The following is a 20,099-nucleotide window of genomic DNA, read 5'->3' on the forward strand; positions in this document are numbered from 1 at the left end:
CAAACAGGGAACGAGACATGACTTTCGACGAAAAACGCCTGGCGGCACTGCGCGAGAAATACGGAAACGACAAGGCCGGCGAGATCTTCGATCCGAAGTTTGCCAAGGTTGGCGAGAAGATCTTCTCGAACGGCACGCGTGCTGCGCCTTATGCCGGCGTGCCGACCTTCGTGTCTGCTCCCTATCGCCAGGTCGACCAGCGCAATCCTGATGTCAGCGATCTCGATGTCGCGATCGTCGGCGTGCCCATGGATCTCGGCGTGACCAACCGGCCGGGCTCACGCTTCGGGCCTCGCGCCTTGCGGGCCATCGATCGCATCGGGCCCTATAACCACGTGCTCGAATGCGCCCCGGTCTTCGACCTAAAGGTTGCCGATATCGGTGACGTGCCGTTTTCCAGTCGCTACCGGCTGGAGATGAGCCATGATGATATCGAGGCCTATCACACGAAACTGGTCGCCCAAGGCGTTCTGCCGCTTTCCGTCGGCGGTGACCATTCGATTACCCATCCGATCATGAAGGCGATTGCCAAGAAGCATGGCCCTGTCGGCATGATCCACATCGATGCCCATTGCGATACCGGCGGGGCTTTCGACCAGACGAAGTTCCACCATGGCGGCCCTTTCCGCAATGCCGTGCTCGACGGCGTGCTCGATCCTGTCCGGACGATCCAGATCGGTATTCGCGGACCTGCCGAATATCTCTGGGAATTCTCCTACGAGTCCGGCATGACCGTCATTCATGCCGAGGAGATCAATGGTCTCGGCATCCAGGCGATCATCGAGAAGGCGAAGGCCGTCATCGGTGATGGCCCGACCTATCTCTCCTTCGACATCGACAGTCTCGATCCGAGCGTCGCACCCGGCACCGGCACGCCTGAAGTGGGTGGTCTGACGTCACGCGAGGCACTGGAACTGATCCGCGGCTTCAAGGGCATGAACCTTGTTGGCGGTGACGTGGTCGAAGTCGCGCCGCAATATGACGCGAACCACAATACCGCGCATGTCGGCGCACAAATCCTCTTCGAAATCCTCAGCCTGATGGTCTACAGTCCGGCCATCAAGGCCCGCTGAGGGCTGATATCCCGGACGGCTCAGGTCGTCCGGCAACCGATACAGACGAACGGGCGAAAACGCCTCAACCACAACAAGGGAACAGGACCATGAAAGACATTCTCTCCACTTCCGTCAGCCGCCGCGGCGTGCTCGCCGGCTCGGCCGCCGTTGCCGGCGCTCTTGCCATGCCGTCGATCCTGCGCGCCCAGGACAAGTCGATCAAGATCGGCGTCTATGGCGGCTACTTCAAGGATTCGTTCGACAAGAACATCTTCCCTGAGTTCACCAAGGCAACCGGCATTGCCGTCGAATCCATCGCCGAGCCGACCGGTGAAGCCTGGCTCGTGCAGCTGGAACAGGCCGCCAAGGCCGGTCAGGCACCCGCCGATCTTTCGATGATGTCGCAGGTTGCGATGCTGAAGGGCCAGGCGACGGAGCTCTGGGCGCCGATCGACATGGCGAAGATCAAGAACGCCTCTGGCCTGATCGACCGCTTCGTCAACAAGTATCCGGATGGCCGCGTCGCAGGCGTCGGTGCTGTTGCCTGGTACATCACGCTCGTCACCAACACCGATGTCTACAAGGAAGCACCGACCTCCTGGGAAGCGCTGTGGGATCCGGCAAATGCCGACAAGCTCGGCCTGCTGGCGCTCGTGTCCAACTCCTTCCTGCTGGAAGTGACCGCCAAGACATATATGGGGGGCACCAATGCGCTCGACACCGAAGAAGGCATCCTGAAGGCGCTGGAGAAGCTTGCGGAAGTGAAGCCGAATGTGCGCCTCTGGTACCGTGACGAAGCGCAGTTCGAGCAGTCGTTGAAGTCGGGCGAAATCCCGATGGGCCAGTATTACCACGACGTCACGGGTCTTGCCGCAGCCGACGGCCAGCCGGTCCGTTCGACTTTCCCGAAGGAAGGCGGCATTCAGGACTCGGGTTGCTGGGCCCTGTCGCGCGCTTCGGCCAAGACGGAAGAGGCACACATCTTCATCGACTACATGTGCCAGCCGTCGATCCAGGCGACCCTGTCGCGCAAGGTCGGCACCGCTCCGACAGTCAAGCGCGAACTGCTCGACCTGACCGACGCCGAATTTGCGTCCGTCTCTTCTGACATCGAGCCGATCACACCTCGTTACGATCTCTACCAGACCAAGTCGGACTGGCTGAACCAGAAGTGGACGGAACTGATCGTCGGTTGATTTTACTGGGCATTTCTTGCCCCTCATCCGCCCTGCCGGGCACCTTCTCCCCGCACGCGGGTAGAAGGAGATGAGCGGTTCACTCTGCGCCTACTTCTCCTCTCCCCGCTTTCGGGGAGAGGGTAGGGTGAGGGGCCTTCGATCCGGCCCAAAAACGCATATCGCGCAGTATGTGACCACATAGCGTGTGCAAGACAATTCGGGCGTGAGATGCTATTGCCGCGCCAAAGGGCTTTGAGCCTACACCATTTGATTTCGGAGACGTGATGTCCGGCCTCGCCCTCAATTCCATCACCAAGCAGTTCGGTCCGTTCACGGCGGTCGACAATGTCGAGCTTTCCGTGCCGCATGGTACCTTCGTCTGCCTGCTCGGCCCCTCCGGCTGCGGTAAGACTACGCTCCTCCGGATGATCGCCGGTCTCGACAGTCCGACCGAAGGTGCGATCGTGCTTGATGGCAAGGACATTACGCAGGTGCCGACACACAAGCGGGACCTCGGCATGGTCTTCCAGTCGCTTGCGCTGTTCCCGCATCTGACCGTCGGCGAGAACATCGCCTATCCCCTGCGCATCCGTGGCATCGGACGTGAGGACCAGGTGAAGCGCGTCGACGAGCTGCTCGCGATGATCCACCTCACCGGCTATGCCGACCGTCCGGTGCACAAGCTTTCCGGCGGCCAGCGGCAGCGTGTGGCGATTGCCCGGGCGCTTGCCATATCGCCCAAACTCTTCCTGCTCGACGAGCCACTGTCGGCGCTCGATGCCAAGCTGCGCGAGGCGATGCAGGTGGAACTGCGCAAGCTGCAACAGCAGCTCGGCATCACCACAATCGTCGTCACCCATGATCAGCGCGAAGCGATGACCATGGCAGATACGGTTGTCGTCATGAATGGCGGCAAGATCCGTCAGGCGGCGAGCCCGATCGAGATCTATCGCAAGCCGGCCGATCGTTTTGTTGCCGACTTCATCGGCTCGACCAACCTGCTGCCGCTGACGGCGCAGGGTGGAACAGCGCTTGTGCTCGGCCATGCCGTTGCCGGCATTTCGGCGCCGTCGGGACAAGCCACGGCCAGCCTCTCGGTTCGCCCTGAAGATGTAAAGCTCGCAGCCCCCGGCGAAGGCCGGATCACCGGCAAGGTCACCTTCATCCGCGATCTCGGCGGCACGATCGAGACCTTCCTCGATGTGTCAGGCACCGAAGTCGTTGCCGTCTCGACGCCGCGCGAGCGGCCCGTCGTGACCGTCGGTCAGGATGTCGGCATCGTCATCGATCCTGAAACCGCTGTGGTGCTTTCAGCATGAGACGCGAGCCCTCAAAGACCGCGCTCGACTATGCGCCGCTCGCCTTTCCCGCGGGCATGCTGATCCTGTTCTTCGTCATGCCTTTCGCGACGATGATCGCCGTCTCCTTCTTCAAGCGGGATCCGACCGGCTTCTATTCGCCGGACTTCGTTTTCGACAATTACGCTCGTTTCCTCAGCTTCTTCTTTGGCGGCGTACTCAGCTTCTCGCTGATGCTCGCGATTGCGGTCGCCGTCGTCTGCGTCGTTCTCGCCTTACCGTTCACCTATCTGCTCGCCCGGATGTCGCGCAAAGCGCAGGTCTTGTGGCTCGTGGCGCTGCTCTCCGTGCTGTCGCTCTCGGAAGTCATCATCGGTTTTGCCTGGTCGACGCTGTTTTCGCGAACAGCTGGCATCACCAATCTGTTGGTCATGATCGGTCTGATGGAAAGCCCGGTGGCGCTGATGCCGAATTTTGGTGCGGTGCTGACGGGCATGACCTACCAGGCGCTGCCTTATACCGTGCTCGTGCTCTATCCCGCGCTGGTCCGCCTCGATCCAACGCTCACCGAAGCCGCGCGCACGCTCGGGGCCTCGCCGCTCAAGGCCTTCTTCACCGTGGTCGTGCCGGCGCTCCGCAATACGTTGATCGCCACGCTGATCATGGTCTTCATCTTCGCGCTCGGCTCCTATCTCCTGCCGCAGATCCTCGGCCGGCCGCAGCACTGGACGCTGTCGGTGCTGATCACCGACCAGGCGATCTATCAGTCCAACATGCCCTTTGCGGCAGCCATGGCCGTCTTCCTCGTGCTGGTCACGCTCGGCATGGTGGCGCTGACGCTGCTCATCGGTCGTAAGGGAGAGGCAGCATGAACACGGTCCTCACGCGTCTCTATTTCACGCTCATCGGCATTTTCCTTGCTGCGCCCATCGTTGTGGTCGCCGGCGTCTCGGTAAATGCTAAGCAGAGCCTCAACTTCCCGCCGCAGGGCTTTTCGCTCTCGTGGTACGGCGCGATCTTCACCGATCCCGGCTGGCGTGCTGCCCTATTCGCCTCGGTCATCCTGGCGCTTTGTGCAGCTGCATTGGCGGTCGCTATCGCCCTGCCGCTCGCCTGGTTCCTCTGGCGGCGTCTTGCCCCCTGGGCGCAAGTGTTCCAACTGCTCGGCATCGCCCCTTTCACCCTGCCGCCGGTCATTACGGCACTCGGCTTGCTCACCTTCTGGGCGGCGACCGGCTTCTATGGCCAGCCCTGGACGGCCGTCATCAGCCACGCGATCTTCTTCGTGACGCTGCCCTTGGTGACGCTGTCACTCGGCTTCTCGGCGATCGATCGCTCACTGGTCGAGGCAGCCGCGACCATGGGCGCCGACGATCGGACGATCTTCCGCACGATCGTTTTGCCGCTGATCGCGCCCTATCTCGTCTCGGGCTATGCCTTCGCCTTTGTGCTCTCGCTCAACGAGTACATCGTCGCCTACATGACAGTCGGTTTCGTGATGGAGACACTGCCGATCAAGATCTTCAATGCCCTGCGTTACGGCTATACGCCGGTCATGGCGTCGGTGACGATCCTGTTCGTGGCGGTCGCTGCCATCATCTTCGGCCTCGTCGCCCGCTTCGGCGACCTGCCGAAACTGCTCGGGGCGAATGCGGACGACCGGAGCTGAATCAGTCGTCCGCGGCGGGCGCTTCACCGAGGGGCGGTGAATACGCAAAGCCCTCTAGCTTTTTCGCTGCAGGCGGGCACAGGTCTCCATGCTCTTCCCCGAGCCGTCAGCCTCAACTGTTTCGCAGGCGACCTTCCAGGAGGTCAAGCACGGAGCGTGCGGCATCCATGACATTGGTGCCGGGGCCGAAGACGGCGGAGACGCCGCTCTCAAGCAGGAAGTCGTAATCCTGGCGCGGGATCACCCCGCCGACGACGACGATCACGTCGTTGGCGCCCCTGGCCTTAAGCGCCTCGACCAGCTGCGGGGCGAGCGTCTTGTGGCCGGCGGCGAGCGAGGAGAGGCCGACCACGTTGACCTTGTTGGCCACGGCGAGATCCGCCGCCTCGTCCGGCGTCTGGAAGAGGGGGCCGGCCACGACGTCGAAGCCGATATCGCCGAAGGCGGATGCAATCACCTTGGCGCCGCGATCATGGCCATCCTGGCCGAGCTTGGCGATCAGGATGCGCGGCTTGGAGGCCGCCTTGCCGTAGTCGTTGAGGCGGGTCGTGAGCGTCTCCATTTCCGGATCGCCGGCATAGGCCTTGCCGTAGATGTCATGCACCACTTCGGGGACGGCGACGTGATCGCCGAAGACGGCGCGCATGGCATCCGAAATTTCGCCGACGGTGGCGCGGGCGCGGGCGGCGTCGACTGCGGCTTCAAGGATGTTGCCTTGACCGCTCTCGGCGACCTCGGTCAGCCGGGCGAGCGTCTCGCTGACCAGCTTCGGATCGCGCTGGCGGCGCGTCTGCTCGATGCGCTTGATCTGCGACAGGCGAACAGCGGTGTTGTCGATCTGCAGAATGTCGATCGGCTCCTCGTTTTCGAGGCGGTATTTGTTGACCCCGACGATCACCTCCTCGGCACGGTCGACGGCGGCCTGGCGACGGGTGGCGGCTTCCTCGATCAGGCGCTTGGGCAGGCCGTCATCGACAGCCTTGGTCATGCCGCCCAGCCGCTCGATCTCCTCGATCAGGGCCCAGGCTTTTTCCGCCATGTCGTTGGTCAGGCTCTCGACATAATAGGAGCCGGCGAGGGGATCGACGACCTTGGTCACGCCTGTCTCATGCTGCAGGATCAACTGGGTGTTGCGGGCAATGCGGGCGGAGAATTCGGTCGGCAGCGCGATCGCCTCGTCAAACGAGTTTGTGTGCAGCGACTGGGTGCCGCCGAGCACGGCCGACATGGCTTCAAACGCCGTGCGGACGATGTTGTTATAGGGATCCTGTTCGGCGAGCGACACGCCCGAGGTCTGGCAATGGGTGCGCAGCATCAGAGATGACGCCTTCTTCGGCTCGAATTCCTGCATGATGCGGGTCCAGAGCAGGCGGGCGGCGCGCAGCTTTGCCGCCTCCATGAAGAAGTTCATGCCGATGGCGAAGAAGAAGGAAAGCCGGCCGGCGAACGCGTCGACATCAAGGCCCTTGGCGATGGCGGCCCGGACATATTCGCGACCGTCGGCCAGCGTGAAGGCGAGCTCCTGCACCAGCGTCGCCCCGGCCTCCTGCATGTGATAGCCGGAGATCGAGATGGAGTTGAACTTCGGCATCTCCTTCGCCGTGTATTCGATGATGTCGGCGATGATCCGCATCGAGGGTTCGGGCGGGTAGATATAGGTGTTGCGGACCATGAACTCCTTGAGGATATCGTTCTGGATCGTGCCGGAAAGCTTGTCGCGTGAGACACCCTGTTCTTCGCCGGTGACGATGAAATTGGCGAGGATCGGGATAACAGCGCCATTCATGGTCATCGAGACAGAGATGTCCTCAAGTGGAATGCCGTCGAACAGGATCTTCATGTCCTCGACGCTGTCGATGGCCACGCCCGCCTTGCCGACATCGCCCTCGACGCGGGGATGGTCGGAGTCATAACCTCGGTGGGTGGCAAGGTCGAAGGCAACGGAGACGCCCTGCTGACCCGCCAGAAGCGCCTTGCGGTAGAAGGCATTGCTCTCCTCTGCCGTCGAGAAGCCGGCATATTGCCGGATCGTCCAGGGCCGACCGGCATACATGGTGGCACGCGGTCCGCGGGTGAAGGGGGCGAAACCCGGCAGGCTGTCGAGGTGCTCGATGCCGGCAATGTCGTCCGCGGTATAGAGCGGCTTGACGTCGATGCCCTCGGGCGTGTGCCAGGTGAGCGCGTCTGCCGGACGCTTCAATTCCTTCTCGGCAAGCGCCTGCCAGTCGGCGATGGTTTTTTTGGTCATCCGGTCTTCTCCCTGCTCCGCATGGACTGCGGGCCGACGACTAGTATTCCTGTTTGCCCCTCACGCTGCCCTCTCCTCGCAAGCGGGGAGAGGGAGGTGCTAAGCGGTGCCATCTCGGCCTTCTCCCCGTTCACGGGGAGAAGGTGCCGGCAGGCGGATGAGGGGCTTCCCTCTGCAAGAACTGTTACCCCTCAAACTCCATGATCAGCTCATCGACAGCCAGACTCTGGCCCGGCTTGACGACGATCTTCTTCACGGTGCCGCGCCGTTCGGCCTTCAGGATGTTCTCCATCTTCATCGCCTCGACGGTGGCGAGTGGCTGACCGGCCTCGACGGTCTCGCCCTCTTTCACCGCAACTCCGGTGATGACGCCCGGCATGGGGCAGAGCAGCATCTTCCACGTATCCGGCGGCAGCTTTTCCGGCATGAGTTTCGCAAGCTCGGCCACGCGCGGCGAGCGGACGCGGGCGGTCACATCCATGCCACGCCAGCGGAGCCGGATGGCGGGGCCCTTGAGGTCGACCTTCACCGCGAGCGTGTCGCCGCCGATGTCGACATGGGCGAGTGTCTGACCCGGCTGCCAGTCGGTGGCGATCACGAGCTCATTGCCGGCCTCGAAGGCGACGCGCGTGTTGCCGGTGCCCTCGCTGACGGCCAGCGCATGGTCGCCACCTCCCAGATTGACGACCCAGTCCTTGCCGAGCTTGCGGGTATGATTGCCAATGGTGCCGGAGATCTGGATCGCGCGCGCCTGTAGGCGGTGGTTGATGACGGCGGCGATGGCGGCGAGCTTTTCCGCCGAGGTGGCATCCGGGGTGACGCCGGTGAACCCGTCCTTGAATTCCTCAGCGATATAGGCAGTGGTGATCTTGCCGGAGCGGAAGCGGTCCTGGTTCATGACGGCCGAGAGGAAGGGCAGGTTGTGGCCGATGCCTTCGACCTCGAAGCTGTCGAGCGCTTCGCTCATCGCGTCTATGGCTGTGAGGCGGTCCGGGGCCCAGGTGCAGAGTTTTGCGATCATCGGGTCGTAATACATCGAGATCTCGCCGCCCTCGAAGACGCCGGTGTCGTTGCGGATGACCGTGCCGTCTGCCGTCTGGCCTTCCTGCGGCGGGCGGTAGCGGGTGAGGCGGCCGATCGAGGGCAGGAAGTTGCGATAGGGGTCTTCGGCGTAGAGACGGCTTTCGATGGCCCAGCCATTGAGCTTTACATCGTCCTGGCCGAAGCTGAGTTTCTCGCCCGAGGCGACGCGGATCATCTGCTCGACGAGATCAAGGCCGGTCACCAGCTCGGTGACGGGATGTTCGACCTGCAGGCGGGTGTTCATCTCGAGGAAGTAGAACTTGTTCTGCTTGCCATCGACGATGAATTCGACGGTGCCAGCCGAGTGATAGCCGACGGCCTTGGCAAGCGCGACCGCCTGTTCGCCCATGGCCTTGCGGGTGGCGGCATCGAGGAAAGGCGAGGGGGCCTCTTCGATGACCTTCTGGTTGCGCCGCTGGATCGAGCATTCGCGTTCGCCGAGATAGAGCACGGTGCCGTGCTTGTCGCCGAGCACCTGGATCTCGATATGGCGCGGCTCGGTGACGAATTTCTCGATGAAGATGCGGTCGTCGCCGAAGGAATTCTTCGCCTCGTTCTTCGACGACTGAAAGCCTTCGCGGGCTTCTTCCGGGTTCCAGGCGATACGCATGCCCTTGCCGCCGCCGCCGGCGGAGGCCTTGATCATCACGGGATAGCCGATCTGATCCGAGATTTTTACCGCCTCGTCGGCATCGGCAATCAGGCCCATATGTCCGGGCACGGTCGACACGCCGGCCTCGGCCGCCAGCTTCTTCGAGGTGATCTTGTCGCCCATGGCCTGGATTGCGCCAACCGGCGGGCCGATGAAGGTCACACCCGCCTTTTCCAGCGCCTCGGCAAAACCGGCGTTTTCCGAGAGGAAGCCGTAGCCGGGATGCACAGCATCGGCGCCGGTCTGCTTGATGGCATCGAGGATCTTGTCGATGACGATATAGGACTGGTTCGACGGCGCCGGGCCGATATGCACAGCCTCATCGGCCATCTCGACATGCAGCGCGTTGCGGTCGGCATCTGAATAGACGGCGACCGTCTTGATGCCGAGCTTCTTGGCGGTCTTGATGACCCGGCAGGCAATTTCGCCCCGGTTGGCGATGAGGATTTTCTGGATCATTTTCTTCTCTCCCTGCCGTTTATCATCCGGGTTCAGCCTCCAGGCGCTCATGCGCGAAGACTGCCGCTATTCCCGCACCTTCTTCTTCAAACCCTTCGCCACACTCTGCTCGTCCTTCACGTCGCCAAAGGCTTCCGGGAAGTTCTTGCGGGCCAGCTGCTCGTTGATCTTCAGCTTGGCGAAGTAGGATTGCGGATCAAAGCCGCGCTCTGCGGCGATGACTTCGCGGCCGAAGAGGCGGCAGAGGCGTTCGCCGTCGAGATTGCCGCGCTCGAAGGTTTCGGTGCCGAAAAACTGCCAGAGCGCCTGCATGAAGCCGAGGTCGGCCAGCGCCACGGTCGGGTCCATGGTGCGGTGGCGCGGCCAGTTGGTGAGCGGCGTCACCTTCGGGTTCGGCCGGCGGATCGTGAATTGCCACTGGGTTCCGGGCAATCCGAGCGGAAAGCCCTGATGTTTCGGCATCAGCGAATCTTTTGCCATGGCGTTACACCTCGAACACGTCTTCGAAGGATTCGGGGAAGCTCTTGCGCGCCACCTTCTCGTCGATGACGAGCATGGCCTCGTAAGACAGCGGGTCGAATTCCTTCGTGGCGGGGACTACTTCGCGACCGAAGAGGAGGCTCAGGCGTGCGGCATCGAGATTGCCACGCTCGAAAGGCTCCGCGCCGAAGTGGTGCCAGAGTGCATGCAGGAAGGCGGCATCGATCCGGTGTTCCTTGGTGCCGGGGCGCGCCTTGCGCGGGAAGGCCTTGATGGGGGTCACGCCGCGCGGATTGGCGCGGCGGATAGTGAATTGCACACCGGTCCCCGGCATGCCGCCGGGGAAACCGCGATGTTTGGTCATGTCGGGCAAGCTCGGCATGGTCTCTCCTTACGCCGCAGCGATCTTGTCCTGCGTCTTCGTCAAGAAGTCGGAGGCATCGTGGCGTTCATGCAGCTGTTCGGAAAGCGGGCCGTTGGTCTTGTTGACCATGGCGCCACGCTTGATGCCGGGACGGGCTGCGAGTTGTTTCGTCCAGCGCTGGACATGTTCGTAGTCGTCGACGGCTAAGAAGGTGCCGGCATCGTCGTAGGCGCCATGCAGGGCGAGACGTCCATACCAGGGCCAGATCGCCATATCGGCGATTGTGTAATCCTTGCCGGCCATGAATTCGTTATCGGCGAGGTGGCGGTTTAGCACGTCCATCTGGCGCTTGACCTCCATGGCATAACGGTCGATGGCGTATTGGATCTTCATCGGCGCGTAAGAGTAGAAATGGCCAAAGCCGCCGCCGAGGAATGGGGCGGAGCCCATCTGCCAAAACAGCCAGTTCAGCGTCTCGGCCCGCGCGCGTGTTTCCGTCGGCAGGAAGGCGCCAAACTTTTCGGCGAGGTAGGTCATGATCGAGGCGGATTCGAACAGGCGGATTGGCTTGCCGCCATCCTTCGGCGCATGGTCCATCAGGGCGGGGATCTTGGAGTTCGGATTGACCTCGACAAAGCCCGAGCCGAATTGATCGCCCTTGCCGATATTGATCAGCCAGGCATCGTATTCCGCACCCTCATGACCGGCTTCGAGCAGTTCCTCAAGCAGGATCGTTACCTTCTGGCCGTTCGGCGTTGCCAGCGAATAAAGCTGCAGCGGGTGCTTGCCGACCGGGCGTTCCACTTCTGTCTGCGCGCCTGCGGTCGGGCGGTTGATGCTGGCAAAGGCGCCGCCATTGCCGGGCTCCCATGTCCAAACTTTTGGCGGCACGTAGCCGGCCGGCAGGTTCTTCTCGGGCGGGAACTTTTCGTCGCTCATGAAATCGGATCCTTTGATGGTTGCTGTTCAATCTGGACCTTAGGTGCGGTTTGCAAGCCCGCAACGCAAGGCAAAATGATATCCGAGCGGTCTAAGAGCGTAGTAAGTACACGTAGTGGCCCATTGCTTATATTCAAACCAGTGCACGTGAATTCGTTCTATAAGACCAATAACTTCAAGTATGTTGTAGTCTACTTCAAATTCATCCTTGTACTCATTTTCCCCCGCGTCTCCGAATAGCATGCTTCCGTCAGGAAGCTCGACCATGATATTTACAATGGCAATTCCAGTATGATCGAGGAGTTCAAGGACGGAATTTGCAATTCTTTCGGCGGAAAATTCTCCGGAGATTTTGTTCAATTGCTCAGTAATGCTATTTTTAGCGACACTCGAGTTGTACCATATGTTGATGTTGTCCATCGCAATTTCTAGTTGATGTTGGTTTACGTCTCCTACGATGGATTTGAGCGCTTTCGCTTGGGATAGTGACATTTGAGAAATTATATTGCAGAAGTGGATGTATTCCGGTTTGTAATCTTCGTATGATGACGCAAGTAGGCTTGCCCAAAGGTCCTGCAGTTCCGGTTCTGGTCCTTCGATAGATGCCTTTTCGATGAACGGAATAAGGAACTTCGTTGGTGTTGCCGCTCCAGCATGGTCGATTGCTCTGATTTTGCTTCGTGCCTGCAGAACGATGTCATAAAGAACACTGTCTTGATGTACCCGCAACAACTCGCGTTTATGGCGAAGTTGATCGCCACGAAGCCCGGCCCATTCCGTAAGAGGCGATATTAGGTCCAGCCATGATGAAGCCTTGGCTCGGCTAACGTCCTCCGGAATGGTTTCGGTTGTGATCTTCTTCCGCTCAATGATCAACTTCGCCTCAGCGCTCGCCCCGAGCTTCGGCATCTTTGTTTCGGGTTCATTTATGCCTTGCTGCAACCCGTCAATTGGCTTTTGATCGCTCATCTTTTCCTCACAACGGGATCGTGTCGTGCTTTTTCCAATGCGTGCCGACCTGCTTGTTGCGCAAACTTGCAAAGGCCTTGGCAATCCGGCGGCGCGAGGAATGCGGCATGATCACTTCGTCGATGAAGCCGCGTTCTGCCGCCTTGAAGGGGTTGGCGAAGTTGACTTCGTATTCCTTCGTCCGCGCCGCGATCTTCTCGGCGTCGCCGAGTTCCGAGCGGTAGAGGATTTCAGTGGCCCCCTTCGCGCCCATCACGGCGATTTCGGCGGTCGGCCAGGCGTAGTTGATGTCGGCGCCGATATGTTTGGAGGCCATGACGTCATAGGCGCCGCCATAGGCCTTGCGGGTGATGAGGGTCACCATCGGCACGGTCGCCTGGCTATAGGCGAACAAGAGTTTCGCGCCATGCTTGATGACGCCACCATATTCCTGGGCGGTTCCGGGCAGGAAACCGGGTACGTCGACGAGCGTCAGGATCGGGATCGAGAAGGCATCGCAGAAGCGGACGAAACGGGCGGCCTTGCGCGATGAATCGATGTCGAGGCAGCCGGCGAGCACCATGGGCTGGTTGGCGACGACGCCGACCGTCTGGCCCTCCATGCGGATGAAGCCGGTGATGATGTTCTTGGCAAAGGCTTCCTGGACCTCGAAGAAATCGCCCTCGTCGGCCAGCGCGTAGATCAGCTCCTTCATGTCATAGGGCTTGTTCGACGAGTCCGGGATCAGTGTGTCGAGCCGCATCTCGATGCGGGCCGGATCGTCATGGAAGGGGCGGACCGGCGGCTTTTCGCGGTTGTTGAGCGGCAGGAAGTCGAAGAGCAGGCGGACCTGTTCCAGCGCCTCGATGTCGTTTTCGTATGCGCCATCGGCGACGGAGGATTTCTTGGTGTGGGTCGAGGCGCCGCCCAGCTCTTCGGCGGTGACGATCTCATTGGTGACGGTCTTCACCACGTCGGGGCCGGTGACGAACATGTAGGAGCTGTCGCGCACCATGAAGATGAAATCGGTCATGGCGGGTGAATAGACGGCACCGCCGGCGCAGGGGCCCATGATCACGGAGATCTGCGGAATGACGCCTGAGGCATCGACATTGCGCTTGAAGACATCGGCATAACCGGCAAGCGAGGCCACACCTTCCTGAATGCGGGCGCCGCCCGAGTCATTCAGGCCGATCACGGGCGCGCCCACCTTCATCGCCATGTCCATGATCTTGCAGATCTTCTGGGCATGGGTTTCCGACAGCGAGCCGCCGAGCACGGTGAAATCCTGGGAGAAGACATAGACCTGGCGGCCGTTGATCGTGCCCCAGCCGGTGACGACGCCGTCGCCCGGCACCTTCTGTTCGGCCATGCCGAAATCGGTGCAGCGATGCGTGACATACATGTCGTATTCTTCAAACGAGCCTTCGTCGAGCAGCACGTCCACACGCTCGCGGGCGGTCAGTTTGCCCTTGCCATGCTGGGCGGCGATGCGCTTTTCGCCGCCGCCGAGGCGGGCCTCGTCGCGACGGGCTTCGAGCTGGTCCAGGATCGTCAGCATATATCCTCCCGAATGGTCTTCTGGCTTCTGAGCCTTGATGTGACACCTATTCCACTGTGCCGCAGAAGAAAACGGTTGAACAGGTGCATCTGTGGATTTATGAATTTGCAAAGTGAAAATTGCGAATTTGCGAAATGGCCATCGGGAAACTCTTCATCGGCCGCAAGGTCCGCGACATCCGCCAGGCAAACGGCACCACCCAGGCGCAGTTTGCCGATATGGTCGGCATTTCCACCAGCTATCTCAACCAGATCGAAAACAATCAGCGCCCGGTCTCGGCCTCGGTGCTTTTGGCACTGGCGGAAAAGTTCGGCATCGATATCACCGAGCTGTCGTCAGGCCAAAACGACCGCCTGCTCTCGGCGCTGACGGAGGCGCTCTCCGATCCGCTGTTCGAGACCTACTCGCCGAGCCTGCAGGAGCTGAAGCTCGTCACCCAGAATGCACCCGGCTTTGCCCATGCGCTGATTGCTGCGCACCAGGCATACAGGCGCGGCAACGAGCAGCTGGCGAGCCTCGACGACCGGCTGGGGGCGGCACCCAGCCAGGAGGTGACGCCTTACGACGAAGTGCGCGACTTCTTCCATTTCGTCGACAATTACATCCACGATCTCGACCTTGCCGCCGAGCAACTGGCGACAGAGCTGCAGCTCGGGGAGGGGGAGAATTATGCGGCGCTCTCGGGCCATCTCGAAGCGCGGCACGGCGTGCGCGTGGTGCGCGGCGAGGCGGGCGACGAGGCCATCCGCCGCTTCGATCCGGTGGGGCGGATCCTCACCGTCAGCCGCTATGCCTCGGCCCCCACCCGCGATTTCCAGATCGCCATCCAGATCGCCCAGCTGGCCGCTGCCACCAAGATCGACCAGGTGCTGAAACAGGCGAATTTTCGCAGCGAAGAGGCGGTCGAGATCTGTCGCATGGGACTGCACAACTACTTCGCCGGCGCGCTGATCCTGCCCTATCGCAGCTTCCTCACCGCCGCGCGGGATCTCCGCCACGACATCGAACTGCTCGCCGCCCGTTTCGAGGCCTCGCTCGAACAGGTCTGCCACCGTCTTTCGACGCTGCAGCGCCCGGGCCTCAAGGGCGTGCCGATCTTCTTTGCCCGCATCGACCGGGCCGGCAATATCACCAAGCGCCACAGCGCAGCTCGCCTGCAATTCGCCCGTTTCGGCGCGGCCTGTCCGCTGTGGAATGCCCATCAGGCCTTCGAGACGCCCGGCCGGATCATTCGCCAGACGGCGGAAACGCCTGATGGCGTGCGCTATCTCTGCATCGCCACCCAGGTATCAAAAGGCTCCGCCGGCTTCCGCGCCGCCAATCCGCGCTACGCGCTCGCCCTCGGCTGCGAGATCTCCTATGCCGGCGCCTTCGTCTATGCCGACGACCTCGACCTCTCCAACCGCGGCGCCTTCGACCCGATCGGCATTTCCTGCCGCATCTGCGAGCGCATCAAATGCACCAGCCGCGCTGTGCCACCATTGAAACGGAAGTTGGTGGTGGATCATCGGGTGCGGAACCCGATGCCGTATGAGATTGAGTGAGAGCGCCTTGGTTTGTGAGATCGTCGACAATTTTGGGTTGTAAGTTTCGCGCCAGCTTTTGCCGCTAGCTCTTGTCTAAGAAGCGCGAAGCGGAGTGAGGCGATGCAGATCAGTCAGTCCACGAACACCTATGTGGCAAAATCTGCCAGTTCGAGCTCTGCTTCCGGGGCGAAGAGCCCGGATCAGAGTTTCGGCTCGTTCTTCAATGACGGCGACTATGCATCCAAGGACAATGGCCTGTTCAAGAACCTGCTCCAGGATCCTGAACTGCAGGACAATTACGTGCGCCGTGCTGACGGTGGATACGAGTTCATCCCCGACGTTGAACGCGGGCTGCGCTCCACGAGCGTCAGCATCTTGGCCAATCTGATCGAAGAGCAGAATGGCTATGACTACAATGCGGTAGAAGCTGTGGGCCTTTTCACGCCGAACGAACTTGCAGCATTTCGTCAAATGACTGGCTATAATCTCGTCCAAGCTGGCGGAATGGTGACTGTGACCGATGACTACGGGCGCGGTGTACCTGCGGCTGACCAAGCCCAGGTCATGGCAGCTTGGGAAGCGTTCGATGTCGCCAAGGGAATCCAGGAATATTCCGATCCCGGCGGGGAATTGACAGTTGCTGATATTCAAAGCGCCGCTCGGTGGGTTGCAGAAGTCAGAGGTGGCGACGCGGCTTTCTGGGATGACATTTTCAATATGATTGATGGTCTTGCTTCTTCCGACAGCCCGCTCGCATCCGGCGAAAGCAACGTTTCGGAGCAAGACCTCGTCACGGAAGCCGCGGAGGTAGCTCGTTAGTCGTAGCCGAGCTTCGAGTGATTAGCCAAACAACCGCTCATCCCTCGCCGCAAAGAACGCCTCCACACTCTCCGGCGCCACATCCTCCAGCGTCGCCGGCGCCCATTTAGGGTTCCTGTCCTTGTCGATGATCGCCGCGCGGATGCCTTCGTAGAAGTCGGGAACCTTGACTACCTGCAGCGTGCCGGCGAATTCGCGTTCGAGGCAGGTTTCGAGGTCCCGGGAGGCGCGGGCTGCGCGCAGCATGCGGAGCGTGACCTTCAGGCTGGTCGGGGACTTGGCGCGCATGGCCGCAAGCGTTCGGGTAGCGAGGTCGCCCTTTTCCCGTTCGAGGGCGGCGATGATCTCCTCCACCGTGTCGAAGGCGAAGCAGTGGTCGATCATGTCTCGGCCTTCGGAAAAGATGCCTTTCGGGCCGTCCACCGTGTAATCGCGGATCGTCGAGGCGATCGATTGGCCAAGGGCGGGCGCGGGGAGGGCGGCGATCCGTTCCAAGAGTTCGGCCACCCGGTCCGGCGGGACATACCAGTCGGCAAAGCCTGCGGTGATGGCATCGGCGCCGTTCACCGCCTCGCCGGTCAGGCCCATCCAGGTGCCGAGTTCGCCCGGTGCGCGCGACAGGAGCCAGGTGGCGCCGATATCGGGGAAGAAGCCGATGGCGGTTTCGGGCATGGCGAGTTTGGTCGTTTCGGTGACGATGCGGTGGCTGCCATGGCTTGAGATGCCGACGCCGCCGCCCATGGTGATGCCGTCCATCACGACGACATAGGGCTTCTTGAAGCCGGCGATGCGGGCGTTCAGGCGGTATTCGGCCTTGAGGAAGTGGGAGGCCTTGCCATCACCGGCCTTGCCGCTCTCATAGAACATCCTGATGTCGCCGCCGGCGCAAAGCCCGCGTTCGCCTTCGCCGGTGACGAGGACGGCGGCGACGTCGCGTTCGGCCTCGAACGCGTCGAGCGCCTTGCCGAAATCCATCACCATGTCTTGCGAGAGGCTGTTCAAGACGCGCGGGCGATTGAGGGCGATGAGGCCGAGTGCGCCCTTTTTCCCCGTCAGGATCTCATTGCCCTGATAGTCCGCCTCAAGATATCGCATGCCGTCCTCCCTTGTATTTTGAGAGAGTTAGATATGCGTCGCTGAGAAAGGGCAAGTGCGCCGATGGTCGGATCAGGTCACGAGATTGCGCGGGGTGCCTGCCAGGAAGAGCTCGATATTCTCGATCAGCTGGTCGGCCAGCGCCTGGATCGCCTCCCGGCTCGCCCAGGCGACATGTGGCGTGAGGATGACGTTGTCTCTGGCTGCGATGCGCATCATCGGGCTGTCGGGGGCGGGCGGTTCGCCATCGGTCACGTCGAAGCCGGCGCCGGCGATCTGGCCGGCGTCGAGCGCCTTTTCCAGCGCCAGTTCGTCGACGAGGCCGCCGCGACCGGTGTTGATGAGAAGCGGCCGGCGTTCCATCAGCGCGAATTCCCGGGCACCGATCACGCCGCGCGTTTCCGGCGTCAGCGGGCAGTGGAGCGTGATCACGTCAGAACGCTTCATGACCTCGTCGAACGCCGTTTGCCCGGGCTTCAGCTCGGTTGCGCCGCGTCGGCCGGCGGCGAGCACGGTCATGCCGAAGGCCTCGGCGATCTTGCCCACCGACTGGCCAAGCGTGCCATGGCCGATGATGCCGAGCGTCGAGCCGCCGAGGTCTGAAATCGGATAATCGAAATAGCAGAATTGTGCGGCCTGCTGCCAGCGTCCTTCGATCACCGACTGGCGATAGGGCAGGATCGAGCGGCGCAGCGCCAGCATCAGGGCGAAGGTGTGTTCAGGCACCGTGTGTTTGGCGTAATTCCTGATATTGCAGACGGCGATGCCACGCGCCCTGGCTTCCGCGAGATCGACGATATCGGTGCCGGTGGCGGAGACGGCGATCAGCTTGAGTTTTGTGGCGCCGGCAATTGCCTCGGCGCGGACAGGGGCCTTGTTGGTGATCACGACATCGGCGTCGCGGATGCGCTCAGCCACTTCATGCGGTTCGGTTCGGGCATGGACTACCATCTCATGCGGCACGGAGGGCGCGCGGACCACGGTTTCCGGCGACAGCGTGTCGCGGTCGAGAAAGACGATACGGATCATGGAGGACCTCCCTGCGTTGTCATCGACCTAGCCGAGCGGCTTTCGGCCAGCAAGGCAGGTCAATGGTAATCCGGTACGCCCGGCATGGTGGTGAAGCCCGGAAGCGCGCGGAAGCGGCGCAGCCAGCGGCGAAGCGCCGGGTATTCGTCGTGGTCGATGCCGCAGTCGCGCGAGAGGGCAAAGCTCGGCAGGAGTGCCAAGTCGGCCAGCGTCGGGGTGCCGCCAACGAACCAGTCCGAGCCTTCGATCTGCCGGAGCGTCATGTGGTCTTCCATGATGCGGAAGGCTTTGCGGGCGGCCTTGAGGTCGGCCTCGCTTGCCCCTTCGGAGGTGAAGAGGGCGGCCTCGCGCGCGTCCACGGCGGGCTTCAGCTCGCGGCCGGAAAAGCCCAGCCATTGCTGGACGCGTCCGAAGTCGCCGGGATCGGCAGGCAGCCAGGGGCTATCAGGCGCTTGGGCGCGAACGAGATAGGCCAGGATGGCGGCGGTGCCGAAAAGCCTGACGTTGCCATCTTCAAGGATCGGCAGCGTGCCAGTCGGATTGAGCGCCAGCATATGCGGCTTTTCCTGCTCGCGGCCCGGTGCCTTGTCGACGGCAACTGTCTCGAAGGAGAGGCCGAGCATGGAGAGGAGAAGGCGGACGCGGAAACCGTTTTCGTCGAGGTGGTAGTCGTAAAGTCTGATCATCACGCGGCCTCCACCATCTGGGATTCAACGCGATTGCGCAGGTCCGTGGCCCAGAGAATCAGGTCGCGGCGGATGGCGGCGGAGGTGTTGCCGCTCACCGTGATGTGCAAGGCCGTCCGGCCGGCGTTGCGGGGCTGGGCTGCGATCAGGACAGCCACGTCGTAACCTTCGAAAGTCACTGTGCCGGTCTCGCTCGGGAGCGGCCTGTAACCCTCGGGTGGGGCTGCGGTCACCGCCAGCAGAGCCGCATTCGTCGGCAGGTCGAGGAAAAGGCTGCGAACTGCTTCGGCGGTCTCGGCAAGTGTCGAGAGGTCCGCTGCATCAGCCCCTTCCGGCGCCATCCAGACGATCCCGGCGCGTTCGGTTGCGGCAAAGGTTGGCACCTTGATGGTCTGGGGCACCTCGAGATCGGGGTGTGCCGGAATGTAGCGACACTGGCCGCCGGTATCGTAGCGCCAGCCGTGATAGAGGCAGGCGATATGGTCGCCGCGCACGAAGCCGAAGCTCATGCGCATGCCGCGATGCGGACAGCGATCCTCCCAGACATGGGCCTCGCCCTTGTCGTCGCGCCAGACAACACGCTCCTCGCCGTTGACGAGCGTTCCGGCAGAGGTTCCGGCTTCGATGTCGGCGGAGAGGGCAACGGGGATCCAGGGAGAGGCTGATGTCATGATGCGGCCTTTGCGGGCAGGTCTTCGTCGGTTGGAAATCTCGTCACGTCGAGCACGATGCTGTCATAGGGGCCAAGGCTGACCGCCATTTCGAAGGCATCGATCAGGGCTTCCGGTCCCGAGAGTGTCAGGCGACAGCGATCGTGGTCGCAGGCGGCAATCGTGAGCCCGAGCGATAGCCGTGCCGCGCGATGTTCGGCAAAGGCGATGAAGCCAGCCGGCTCCAGCCTCCCGGAAAAGGTGAAGCCAACGGTCGAATGGTCGGCCTTTGCCGTCATCGGATGGGGATCAGTGTTGCCTTGCAATTGTGCGCGCTCTAATTTTTGGGCAATCTAGCGG

Annotated in this window: 19 protein-coding genes; 7 read left to right on the forward strand and 12 right to left on the reverse strand. The window is 61.8% G+C overall.

The window, feature by feature from the left end; genetic code table 11:
* The first annotated feature begins 17 nt into the window (after positions 1-17).
* From speB to E9677_RS07170, 5 genes are all read left to right on the forward strand, one after another.
* Positions 18-1,073 carry an agmatinase gene (speB, locus tag E9677_RS07150; RefSeq protein WP_136557423.1) on the forward strand — a complete coding sequence of 352 codons (1,056 nt, stop codon included), beginning with the start codon at positions 18-20 and terminating at the stop codon, positions 1,071-1,073.
* Between the two features lie 167 nt (positions 1,074-1,240).
* Complete coding sequence (locus E9677_RS07155; protein ID WP_235882914.1) at positions 1,241-2,251, forward strand: ABC transporter substrate-binding protein; 1,011 nt, start codon at positions 1,241-1,243, stop codon at positions 2,249-2,251.
* A 266-nt stretch (positions 2,252-2,517) separates the two neighbouring features.
* Positions 2,518-3,552 carry an ABC transporter ATP-binding protein gene (locus E9677_RS07160; protein ID WP_136557425.1) on the forward strand — a complete coding sequence of 345 codons (1,035 nt, stop codon included), beginning with the start codon at positions 2,518-2,520 and terminating at the stop codon, positions 3,550-3,552.
* Positions 3,549-4,403 carry an ABC transporter permease gene (locus tag E9677_RS07165; protein WP_136557426.1) on the forward strand — a complete coding sequence of 285 codons (855 nt, stop codon included), beginning with the start codon at positions 3,549-3,551 and terminating at the stop codon, positions 4,401-4,403. Before E9677_RS07160 ends, E9677_RS07165 begins: the two co-directional genes overlap by 4 nt.
* Positions 4,400-5,200, forward strand: a complete 801-nt coding sequence (locus E9677_RS07170; protein ID WP_136557427.1) for an ABC transporter permease — start codon at positions 4,400-4,402, stop codon at positions 5,198-5,200. Before E9677_RS07165 ends, E9677_RS07170 begins: the two co-directional genes overlap by 4 nt.
* Before the next feature lie 112 nt (positions 5,201-5,312).
* Here E9677_RS07170 and scpA read toward each other — a convergent pair whose 3' ends face one another.
* From scpA to E9677_RS07205, 7 genes are all read right to left on the reverse strand, one after another.
* On the reverse strand, positions 5,313-7,448 hold the full coding sequence (gene scpA, locus E9677_RS07175; protein WP_136557428.1) for a methylmalonyl-CoA mutase: 2,136 nt from the start codon (positions 7,446-7,448) through the stop codon (positions 5,313-5,315).
* 184 nt (positions 7,449-7,632) lie between these two features.
* Complete coding sequence (locus E9677_RS07180) at positions 7,633-9,642, reverse strand: acetyl-CoA carboxylase biotin carboxylase subunit (RefSeq protein WP_136557429.1); 2,010 nt, start codon at positions 9,640-9,642, stop codon at positions 7,633-7,635.
* Between the two features lie 66 nt (positions 9,643-9,708).
* Complete coding sequence (locus E9677_RS07185) at positions 9,709-10,122, reverse strand: hypothetical protein (protein ID WP_136557430.1); 414 nt, start codon at positions 10,120-10,122, stop codon at positions 9,709-9,711.
* A 4-nt stretch (positions 10,123-10,126) separates the two neighbouring features.
* Positions 10,127-10,504 (reverse strand): hypothetical protein, encoded by a 378-nt coding sequence (locus E9677_RS07190; RefSeq protein ID WP_136557431.1) that lies wholly within the window; start codon positions 10,502-10,504, stop codon positions 10,127-10,129.
* A gap of 9 nt (positions 10,505-10,513) precedes the next feature.
* Positions 10,514-11,425, reverse strand: a complete 912-nt coding sequence (yghU, locus tag E9677_RS07195; protein ID WP_136557432.1) for a glutathione-dependent disulfide-bond oxidoreductase — start codon at positions 11,423-11,425, stop codon at positions 10,514-10,516.
* Positions 11,426-11,464: 39 nt separating this feature from the next.
* Positions 11,465-12,394, reverse strand: a complete 930-nt coding sequence (locus E9677_RS07200) for an Abi-alpha family protein (protein WP_136557433.1) — start codon at positions 12,392-12,394, stop codon at positions 11,465-11,467.
* 7 nt (positions 12,395-12,401) lie between these two features.
* The gene (locus E9677_RS07205; RefSeq protein ID WP_136557434.1) at positions 12,402-13,934 is read right to left on the reverse strand and encodes an acyl-CoA carboxylase subunit beta; all 1,533 of its coding nucleotides are present in this window, start codon (positions 13,932-13,934) and stop codon (positions 12,402-12,404) included.
* A gap of 134 nt (positions 13,935-14,068) precedes the next feature.
* Here E9677_RS07205 and E9677_RS07210 point away from each other — a divergent pair, with 134 nt between their 5' ends.
* Positions 14,069-15,478, forward strand: a complete 1,410-nt coding sequence (locus E9677_RS07210) for a helix-turn-helix domain-containing protein (RefSeq protein WP_136557435.1) — start codon at positions 14,069-14,071, stop codon at positions 15,476-15,478.
* 102 nt (positions 15,479-15,580) lie between these two features.
* Positions 15,581-16,279, forward strand: a complete 699-nt coding sequence (locus E9677_RS07215) for a hypothetical protein (RefSeq protein ID WP_136557436.1) — start codon at positions 15,581-15,583, stop codon at positions 16,277-16,279.
* Positions 16,280-16,300: 21 nt separating this feature from the next.
* Here E9677_RS07215 and E9677_RS07220 read toward each other — a convergent pair whose 3' ends face one another.
* The 5 genes from E9677_RS07220 to E9677_RS07240 form a co-directional block, all read right to left on the reverse strand.
* The gene (locus tag E9677_RS07220; RefSeq protein ID WP_136557437.1) at positions 16,301-17,374 is read right to left on the reverse strand and encodes an enoyl-CoA hydratase/isomerase family protein; all 1,074 of its coding nucleotides are present in this window, start codon (positions 17,372-17,374) and stop codon (positions 16,301-16,303) included.
* Between the two features lie 72 nt (positions 17,375-17,446).
* Complete coding sequence (locus tag E9677_RS07225) at positions 17,447-18,403, reverse strand: D-2-hydroxyacid dehydrogenase (protein WP_136557438.1); 957 nt, start codon at positions 18,401-18,403, stop codon at positions 17,447-17,449.
* A 59-nt stretch (positions 18,404-18,462) separates the two neighbouring features.
* Positions 18,463-19,089: a glutathione S-transferase family protein gene (locus E9677_RS07230; RefSeq protein ID WP_136557439.1), complete on the reverse strand. Its 627-nt coding sequence runs from the start codon at positions 19,087-19,089 to the stop codon at positions 18,463-18,465.
* On the reverse strand, positions 19,089-19,760 hold the full coding sequence (locus tag E9677_RS07235) for a Rieske (2Fe-2S) protein (protein WP_136557440.1): 672 nt from the start codon (positions 19,758-19,760) through the stop codon (positions 19,089-19,091). Before E9677_RS07235 ends, E9677_RS07230 begins: the two co-directional genes overlap by 1 nt.
* Complete coding sequence (locus E9677_RS07240) at positions 19,757-20,065, reverse strand: hypothetical protein (protein ID WP_235882883.1); 309 nt, start codon at positions 20,063-20,065, stop codon at positions 19,757-19,759. The genes E9677_RS07235 and E9677_RS07240 overlap by 4 nt, the downstream gene beginning before the upstream one ends.
* Between the last annotated feature and the right edge of the window lie 34 nt (positions 20,066-20,099).

This window comes from Peteryoungia rhizophila (assembly GCF_004912145.1).
GTDB classification, from domain to species: Bacteria; Pseudomonadota; Alphaproteobacteria; order Rhizobiales; family Rhizobiaceae; genus Allorhizobium; species Allorhizobium rhizophilum.

Excerpts from the sequence above, each read along its gene's own strand:
- speB (WP_136557423.1), top strand. The coding sequence starts at position 18 with ATGACTTTCGACGAAAAACGCCTGGCGGCACTGCGCGAGAAATACGGA.
- E9677_RS07155 (WP_235882914.1), top strand. The coding sequence starts at position 1,241 with ATGCCGTCGATCCTGCGCGCCCAGGACAAGTCGATCAAGATCGGCGTC.
- E9677_RS07160 (WP_136557425.1), top strand. The coding sequence starts at position 2,518 with ATGTCCGGCCTCGCCCTCAATTCCATCACCAAGCAGTTCGGTCCGTTC.
- E9677_RS07165 (WP_136557426.1), top strand. The coding sequence starts at position 3,549 with ATGAGACGCGAGCCCTCAAAGACCGCGCTCGACTATGCGCCGCTCGCC.
- E9677_RS07170 (WP_136557427.1), top strand. The coding sequence starts at position 4,400 with ATGAACACGGTCCTCACGCGTCTCTATTTCACGCTCATCGGCATTTTC.
- scpA (WP_136557428.1), bottom strand. The coding sequence starts at position 7,448 with ATGACCAAAAAAACCATCGCCGACTGGCAGGCGCTTGCCGAGAAGGAA.
- E9677_RS07180 (WP_136557429.1), bottom strand. The coding sequence starts at position 9,642 with ATGATCCAGAAAATCCTCATCGCCAACCGGGGCGAAATTGCCTGCCGG.
- E9677_RS07185 (WP_136557430.1), bottom strand. The coding sequence starts at position 10,122 with ATGGCAAAAGATTCGCTGATGCCGAAACATCAGGGCTTTCCGCTCGGA.
- E9677_RS07190 (WP_136557431.1), bottom strand. The coding sequence starts at position 10,504 with ATGCCGAGCTTGCCCGACATGACCAAACATCGCGGTTTCCCCGGCGGC.
- yghU (WP_136557432.1), bottom strand. The coding sequence starts at position 11,425 with ATGAGCGACGAAAAGTTCCCGCCCGAGAAGAACCTGCCGGCCGGCTAC.
- E9677_RS07200 (WP_136557433.1), bottom strand. The coding sequence starts at position 12,394 with ATGAGCGATCAAAAGCCAATTGACGGGTTGCAGCAAGGCATAAATGAA.
- E9677_RS07205 (WP_136557434.1), bottom strand. The coding sequence starts at position 13,934 with ATGCTGACGATCCTGGACCAGCTCGAAGCCCGTCGCGACGAGGCCCGC.
- E9677_RS07210 (WP_136557435.1), top strand. The coding sequence starts at position 14,069 with ATGGCCATCGGGAAACTCTTCATCGGCCGCAAGGTCCGCGACATCCGC.
- E9677_RS07215 (WP_136557436.1), top strand. The coding sequence starts at position 15,581 with ATGCAGATCAGTCAGTCCACGAACACCTATGTGGCAAAATCTGCCAGT.
- E9677_RS07220 (WP_136557437.1), bottom strand. The coding sequence starts at position 17,374 with ATGCGATATCTTGAGGCGGACTATCAGGGCAATGAGATCCTGACGGGG.
- E9677_RS07225 (WP_136557438.1), bottom strand. The coding sequence starts at position 18,403 with ATGATCCGTATCGTCTTTCTCGACCGCGACACGCTGTCGCCGGAAACC.
- E9677_RS07230 (WP_136557439.1), bottom strand. The coding sequence starts at position 19,089 with ATGATCAGACTTTACGACTACCACCTCGACGAAAACGGTTTCCGCGTC.
- E9677_RS07235 (WP_136557440.1), bottom strand. The coding sequence starts at position 19,760 with ATGACATCAGCCTCTCCCTGGATCCCCGTTGCCCTCTCCGCCGACATC.